This is a genomic window from Thermomonas sp. (assembly GCF_035369645.1).
Taxonomy (GTDB): Bacteria; Pseudomonadota; Gammaproteobacteria; order Xanthomonadales; family Xanthomonadaceae; genus Thermomonas.
In genome coordinates this window covers 1-6945 of the sequence record NZ_DAOOUM010000072.1, presented here as the reverse complement: position 1 = coordinate 6945, position 6945 = coordinate 1, and the positions used below count along the sequence as shown (strand labels likewise).

At 59.0% G+C, this 6945-nt stretch carries 6 protein-coding genes; 2 read left to right on the top strand and 4 right to left on the bottom strand.

Features of this window, described 5'->3' with window-relative positions; all coding sequences use genetic code 11:
• Positions 1 to 1104: nucleotide 5'-monophosphate nucleosidase PpnN (gene ppnN, locus PK789_RS11135; protein WP_324308857.1), on the top strand; the 1104-nt coding region annotated here is incomplete at its 5' end.
• A gap of 9 nt (positions 1105 to 1113) precedes the next feature.
• Here ppnN and rnfB read toward each other — a convergent pair.
• The 3 genes from rnfB to PK789_RS11120 form a co-directional block, all read right to left on the bottom strand.
• Positions 1114 to 1545: an Rnf electron transport complex subunit RnfB gene (gene rnfB, locus PK789_RS11130; RefSeq protein WP_288968432.1), complete on the bottom strand. Its 432-nt coding sequence runs from the start codon at positions 1543 to 1545 to the stop codon at positions 1114 to 1116.
• Positions 1546 to 1667: 122 nt separating this feature from the next.
• Entirely contained in the window at positions 1668 to 3731 is a 2064-nt protein-coding gene (metG, locus tag PK789_RS11125; RefSeq protein WP_324308855.1) for a methionine--tRNA ligase, read from the bottom strand.
• Between the two features lie 114 nt (positions 3732 to 3845).
• Positions 3846 to 4280, bottom strand: a complete 435-nt coding sequence (locus PK789_RS11120) for a DUF2147 domain-containing protein (RefSeq protein WP_324308854.1) — start codon at positions 4278 to 4280, stop codon at positions 3846 to 3848.
• 174 nt (positions 4281 to 4454) lie between these two features.
• Between PK789_RS11120 and PK789_RS11115 the strand changes: the two genes are divergently transcribed.
• Positions 4455 to 6062 carry a tetratricopeptide repeat-containing sulfotransferase family protein gene (locus PK789_RS11115; RefSeq protein ID WP_324308851.1) on the top strand — a complete coding sequence of 536 codons (1608 nt, stop codon included), beginning with the start codon at positions 4455 to 4457 and terminating at the stop codon, positions 6060 to 6062.
• A 61-nt stretch (positions 6063 to 6123) separates the two neighbouring features.
• On the opposite strand, the gene PK789_RS11110 is transcribed toward PK789_RS11115, so the two are convergent.
• A partial coding sequence (locus PK789_RS11110) for a TonB-dependent receptor domain-containing protein (RefSeq protein WP_324308849.1) occupies positions 6124 to 6945 on the bottom strand: 822 nt, incomplete at its 5' end.

Genomic DNA, 6945 nt, shown 5'->3' with positions numbered 1-6945 from the left:
GCGATGGCGTTTGTGGATGGGCAGATCATTGCCGGTGTCGCCGAGTTGCTGTTTGCGGTAGTGCGTGATTTGGCATTCACCGCGATCGACCTCAATGGCGATACCGAGTTGGAGACTTCGAACGGCATCACCGATGCGGTATTTCGCTTGCTGCGCAATGCGCGCGTGCTGCACCCGGCTGACCCGAACCTGGTGGTGTGTTGGGGCGGGCATTCGATCGGGCAGGATGAGTACAAATACACCAAGCAGGTGGGCTATGAATTGGGCCTGCGCGGCTTGGATATCTGCACCGGTTGCGGCCCGGGGGCGATGAAAGGGCCGATGAAAGGCGCCACCATTGCGCATGCCAAGCAACGTCGCCGGCGTACCCGCTATATCGGCATCACCGAGCCGGGGATCATCGCGGCCGAATCGCCCAACCCCATCGTCAATCATCTGGTGATCATGCCGGATATTGAGAAGCGGCTGGAGAGCTTCGTGCGCTTGGGCCACGGCATCATCGTGTTTCCCGGTGGCGTGGGGACTTGCGAGGAAATTCTGTACTTGCTGGGAATTTTGCTGCGTGAAGAGAATTCACACCTACGCTTTCCGTTCATTCTTACCGGCCCAACGGCCGCAGCGCCGTACTTCGAACAAATCGACAAATTCATCCGCCTGACCTTGGGGGATGAAGCCGCGAACTTGTACCAGATCATCGTGGCCGACCCTGCCAAGGTGGCGAAGACGATGGATATTGGCATCCTCAAGGTGAAGGAGCAGCGTATCGCGCAGCGTGATTCATTCTTCTTCAATTGGGCGTTGCATGTGCCGTTGGATTTGCAACAACCCTTCGTGCCCACCCACGAGCTGATGGCGGGGCTGGACCTGCACCACGGCCGCAAACCGCACGAATTGGCGGCCGACCTGCGCCGTGCGTTCTCCGGCATCGTCGCCGGCAACGTGAAGGAAGACGGCATGCGCCGGATCGAGGCGCATGGCCCATTCGAGATCCATGGCGATCCAGACATCATGCAGGCGCTGGATGCGCTGTTGCGCGCATTCGTGCAGCAGCGACGCATGAAGATTTCGGGTGACTACAAGCCCTGTTACAAGGTGGTGGGGTAACCGGTTGATTCAACCGGATTGCATCTCGATGCAATCCACTGGGCAGGCCGGGATGCACAGCGCGCATCCCGTGCACAGGTCATCCAGTACGGTGTGCATGAATTTGGCGCCGCCCACAATCGCATCCACCGGACAGGCTTGGATGCATTTGGTGCAGCCGATGCAGTCGGCCTCGATGATGAGCGCCAATTCGCCGGGCCTGTGTTCGCCGCGACTACGGTCGTAGGGCTTGGCATCCACACCCAGGAGTTTTGCGAGTGCGCGTGCACCGGCATCGCCGCCCGGCGGGCAGTGGTCGATGTCCGCTTCGCCACGTGCCATCGCCTGTGCATACGGGCGGCAACCCTCAAAGCCGCACTGTCCGCACTGGGTTTGCGGTAGCAGGCGGTCGAGACGTTCGATCAGGCTGGCGGCGTTGGGCGAGGTCATAAGCGTGAAGATAGCAAGTGCCGTGGTGGCGTATCTGCTGCCGCGAAGTCAAGGAGGAGATGCCGGCATAGTGCCGGCATCGGGGGACATGAGCGGAAGTAGATACGCCACCACGGCGCGTGAGGTGCGCAATATCAGCGCACCGGCATACCCGGTTGTGCGCCGGTATCGGCATCCAGCAATGCCAATGCACCGCCATCAAACCCGGCCGACAAAATCATCCCCTCGCTGATGCCAAAGCGCATTTTGCGTGGGGCTAAGTTGGCGATGAACACCACGCTGCGGCCGATGAGTTTTTCCGGCTCGCCATAGCTTGCGCGGATGCCGGAAAAAATCTGCCGCTGACCTAGATCGCCAGCGTCCAGCAAGAAGCGCAGCAACTTGTCAGAACCATCGACAACGCCGCATTCCAGCACGGTGCCAATACGCAAATCACATTTGGCGAAGTCGTCGATGCCGATGTAAGCCGTGTCATTGGCAACGGCCGCAACCGGTGGTTTGTCGGCAGCGTTTGCGGCTGCGGCAGGCTGCATTTGGGGTGCAGTTTGCAGCGTGTCCTTGCTGGCATCGACCATTGCATCGATATGTTTGGGGTCGATGCGGGTGAACAGTGGGCAATAGGGTTTGATGTCGCGCGCCAATAGCGGTTGCGCAACGTCGTGCCATTGCGTAACTGGCGCATCGAGGAAGGCGCTGGCCTGCGTCGTTGTGCGCGGAAGCACCGGCGCAAGCGCGGCAACCAACACCCGGAACAAGTTCAAACCTTGCGTACACACCGCTTGCAACTGCGCCTCGGCCCCGTCTTGCTTGGCCAGCACCCACGGCTTGTGATCGTCGATGTATTTGTTGGCTTCATCGGCCAGTGCCATCGTCAACCGCAGCGCGCTGGCGGCTTCATTGCGCGCGTAAGCAGCGGCAATACCGGCCAGCTCGGCAACGAAACGCTGATATTGGGCCGCATCCGGCAATGCATCGGCAAGCCGACCACCGAAGCGTTTTTCGATAAAGCCGGCGCAGCGGCTGGCAAGATTCACAAACTTGCCCACGATGTCGCTGTTGACCCGCGCCACAAAGTCGGCAAGGTTCAAATCCACATCGTCCACCCCGCCCGAGGTTTTGCCGGCGAAGTAATAGCGCAGCGCTTCCGGATCCAGCCCGGCATCCAGATACGTGCGCGCCATGATGAAGGTGCCGCGCGACTTGCTCATCTTGGCCCCATCCACGGTGAGGTAGCCGTTGACGTGCAAACGGGTAGGTGTGCGCAGGCCGGCACCGTGCAACACCGCCGGCCAGAACAAGCCGTGGAAATTGACGATGTCCTTGCCGATGAAGTGGTGCAGTTCGGCTTGCGAATCGGCATTCAAAAATTGCTGATAATCAACCCCGCTGCGGTTGCAGTAATTTTTGAAACTGGATAGATAGCCGATGGGCGCGTCCAGCCAGACATAAAAATACTTGCCCGGCGCGCCGGGAATTTCAAAGCCAAAATACGGCGCATCGCGTGAGATGTCCCATGCCCGCAGGCCGCCCTCGGCGTCCAGCCATTCCATCAATTTGGCCTTGACCCCCGGTAGCGCAGTGTCGCCTGCCAGCCACTGCCGCAGATAGGCTTCGAAATGGCCAACTTCGAAGAAAAAATGCTCAGAGTCGCGGATTTCCGGGGTGGCGCCGGAGACCGCCGACCTGGGGTCGATCAAATCTGTGGGGCCATAAGCCGCGCCGCACACCTCGCAGTTGTCACCGTACTGGTCAGGTGATTTGCAGTTGGGGCAGCTGCCCTTGACGTAGCGATCAGGCAAAAACATGCCTTTGGCGGGGTCATAAAACTGCGCCACGCTGCGTTGGCTGATGTGGCCGGCAGCATGCAGTGCCGCGTAAATTTGCTCGGTGATCTCGCGATTGGTCTGCGAATGGGTGGAGTCGTAATGGTCGAAGGCCACGCCAAACGCGGCAAAGTCGCGCTCATGGCTGTCTTTGATGCGGGCGATGAAATCCTCGGGGCTTACCCCGGCTTTTTCGGCAGCCAGCATGATCGGTGTACCGTGGGTATCATCGGCGCAGACGTAATGCACGCTGTCGCCTTGCATCCGCCGCGCGCGCACCCAGATATCGGCCTGGATGTAACCCACCAGGTGCCCAAGATGCAGCGGGCCATTGGCGTAGGGCAGGGCATTGGTGACTAGAACAGTGCGCGGCATCGGCGGAAACTTTGCAAAAAATTGGGTTCCGATTATCGCACGCAAAAGCACGCTCCCCTACACGCAAAACCCCGGACAAGCCGGGGTTTTGCGTCGCATCGAACGTCGCTGCGGTCAGTCCGCGCGTACCCACGTTGCCGTGCGGCAGATAAAGGCCACGCAGCCTTTCACTTCCAACTTCTTGCCACCGTCGATCAATTTGACCGACTTGGCATTGAAGTTGCGATCTTCCGACGGCTTGTAGCCCTTGCCGTCACCCCACGTGCCATCATTGTTTGCTTTCAAGTTCCATAGCACGGCAATGCCCACGAGCGGCTTACCTTTGTATTGCCCGCTGCACTCCTCACAGATGGTTTTTCCGCCAACGGTTTCCACAATTTTGGCTGCAAGCGTGTTGTTTTGGGCGGCGTAAACCTCGGTGATCGAGGTGATTTTTCCGGTTTTGTCATCCAACGTTTTCCACTTGCCGATAGGCGAAGTGGCGTGTTGCTGCGCTGAAGCTGCAAACGTGATGGTCGCCAACAGAGCTGCAAACAGGATCGTGCGCATGTGATTCCCCTCCCAGGGATGTGCAAGAGCGCGGCGCGCCCTTTGTCTGCGTTATACCCCATTCGCAGGGGTATGGGGCAGTTGTCGCAGGGTCTAAATCGCACCGGTTAGGGGGCGTTGCCATCGGGGATACACTTGTGGCTTGCAGTGGTGTTTCATGAACAGGTGATCGCGGTGGCTCAACAGACAAAAGACATGCCGGTGGAGTTTGATCCTAGGCCGATGTATCAGGCGGCGGTGGATGCGTTAAATAAAGGAGACTGGCTGCGCGCAAGCGGGCTGGCAAATAGGCTGTTGCAACAATTGCCGGGGCATGCCGGGGTGCAGTTCGTTGCGGGTGTGGCAGCGATGAATCTGCAGCAGATGCCTCAGGCCATGCAGCATTTGCAGCAGGCGGTACGGCTGAATCCCGCACGTGCCGACTATGCCGCGCAATTGGCCAAACTGTTGTCGGACGGGCGTATGTTGCGAGAAGCACTGACGGTTGCTGATGCTGCGGTCAACGCCGGTCCAACCGATGCGATGACCGCAGATACCCTTGGCGTGGTGTACACGCGCGGCAACGAGCACACCAAGGCCGTGGCAATGTTTGAACGTGCGGTTGCGCTGTTCCCGCAGCAGGCCGCGTTTCGCTTCAATCTGGCAACCTCGCTGACGTTTGCCGGCCGACTGGAGGATGCCGAGCGCGAATATGAAGCCTGCTTGAGCCGGCAGCCACACTACTGGAAGGCCCATTTGGCCTTGGCGAAATTGCGCAAATCCGGACCGGACAACAATCACCTGAGTAGGCTGCAAACCCTGCTCGCCAGTTGTCCTGAAGCAGATAACGACGCGCGCATGTATTTGAATTTGGCACTGTCGGCCGAGTTGGAAGACCTGCGTGATGACGCGGCCGCGTTCAACCATCTGGTCGCCGGAAAGCAGGCCGGCGGAGTGGGCCGCAAAGGCAGTCGCGCCCGCGATGCCGCTCTTTTTGCGGCTGTACGTGAAGCCTTTCCGGAGCCGATTGCAGACAACACCATCGGGAGTGACAGCGCGGAACCGATTTTCATCGTGGGCATGCCACGCAGTGGTACCACCTTGATGGATCGCATCCTGTCCAGCCACTCGCAGGTGCATTCGGCAGGGGAGTTGCAGAACTTCGGTGTCGTCCTCAAACGTGCATCGGGCAGCATGACGCCGGAATTGATCGACGTGGACTGCATCCAGCGGGCGCGGCATTTGCCTTGGCAGAAAGTGGGCGATGCCTATGTGGCCAGCACCCGTCCTGGCACCGCCAGCAAGCCACGCTTCACGGATAAATTGCCGCACAATTTCTTGTATTTGGGGCATATCGCGCAAGCCTTGCCGAAGGCGCGCATCCTCTGCATGCGGCGCAACCCGATGGACACTTGCCTGGGCAACTTCCGCCAGTTGTTCGCACAAAGTACGCCGTATTACGACTACTCGTTTGATCTGCTGGATACCGGCGCGTATTACCTGCAATTTGATGCACTGCTGCGGCACTGGCAGCAGGTGATGCCCGGACGGATTCTGGAAGTGCACTACGAGGACTTGGTGGACGCACCAGAGGCCACCATGCGTATGGCGCTGGCGCATTGCGGTCTGCCGTGGGAAGACGCGTGCTTGCAGTTTCAAGACAACACCGCCCCCGTGGCCACCGCCAGTGCGGTGCAAGTGCGCGAGCCGCTGCATCGCGGTGCAATGCAACGTTGGAAACGTTTCGAACCACAACTTCAGCCATTGCGTGAATTGTTGGAGCAAGGCGGTATCGAAATTTGAAGTAACAATAAAAAAAACCCCGCCATAGGCGGGGTTTTTGGTAACACATGGACTTGGGCGATTACTTGCCCTTGCCGAAGCTCCACTTGGCTTCCAGATAGTACGCACGGCCCAGCACGTCGAAATTGCTGCTGTTGTACGGCGCACCAGTGTTGCCCGCGTAACCGCTGACATCCATGGTCGGCATGCGGTTGGCCAAGTTATTGACCAGGAACGACAACTTGAAGTCCTCGGTGACGGCAAAGTTCACGCTGCCATTGAGGGTGGTGTACGAGCCCAGCTTGGCGGCACCGTAGTTGTTGTAGCCATCGATCGGCTTGCCCCACTTGTCCACGGTACCCAGCTTATTCAGCGAAGCGCGGTAGTTCGGGGTCTGGCCGATGTAGTTGGCATACAGCGTGGTGGTCCAGCGATCCTTGTTCCAGCCCAACGACGCACTGGCCTTGACCTTCGGATCGGTGCTGTAGTACGGGTCGTTCAGTGCATCAGCAATCGGGTCGGTTGGGTACTGCTGGAACTCATGCTTGAGATTGCGGGTCCACGAACCACCCATGTTCAAGGTGCCGTAAGCGCCCAGATCCTGGCGATAGTTGGCGTCCAAGGTCACCGCATTCAAGGTTTCCTTGGCAACGTTGACTTTCTGGATGCTGATTTTCTGAATTACGCCCGTGGGGCCACGCACGACTTGCGACAGCGCAGCCACACAAGTGCCGGAGCTGGCCGGCAACTTGCCCAGACGGCAGTCGGCCTCATCACGCATCAGCTGATCCACGTTCTGGGTTGCGACTTCATCGCGGATATCCCAGTGGTGATAGTCGGCACTGAACGAGAGCTTGGCGGTGGGTGCCCACACCACACCGTAGCTCCACACCTTGGCATTGAT

Coding starts and splice junctions, on each gene's coding strand:
- metG (WP_324308855.1), bottom strand. CDS start 3,731: ATGCCGCGCACTGTTCTAGTCACCAATGCCCTGCCCTACGCCAATGGC.
- PK789_RS11120 (WP_324308854.1), bottom strand. CDS start 4,280: ATGCGCACGATCCTGTTTGCAGCTCTGTTGGCGACCATCACGTTTGCA.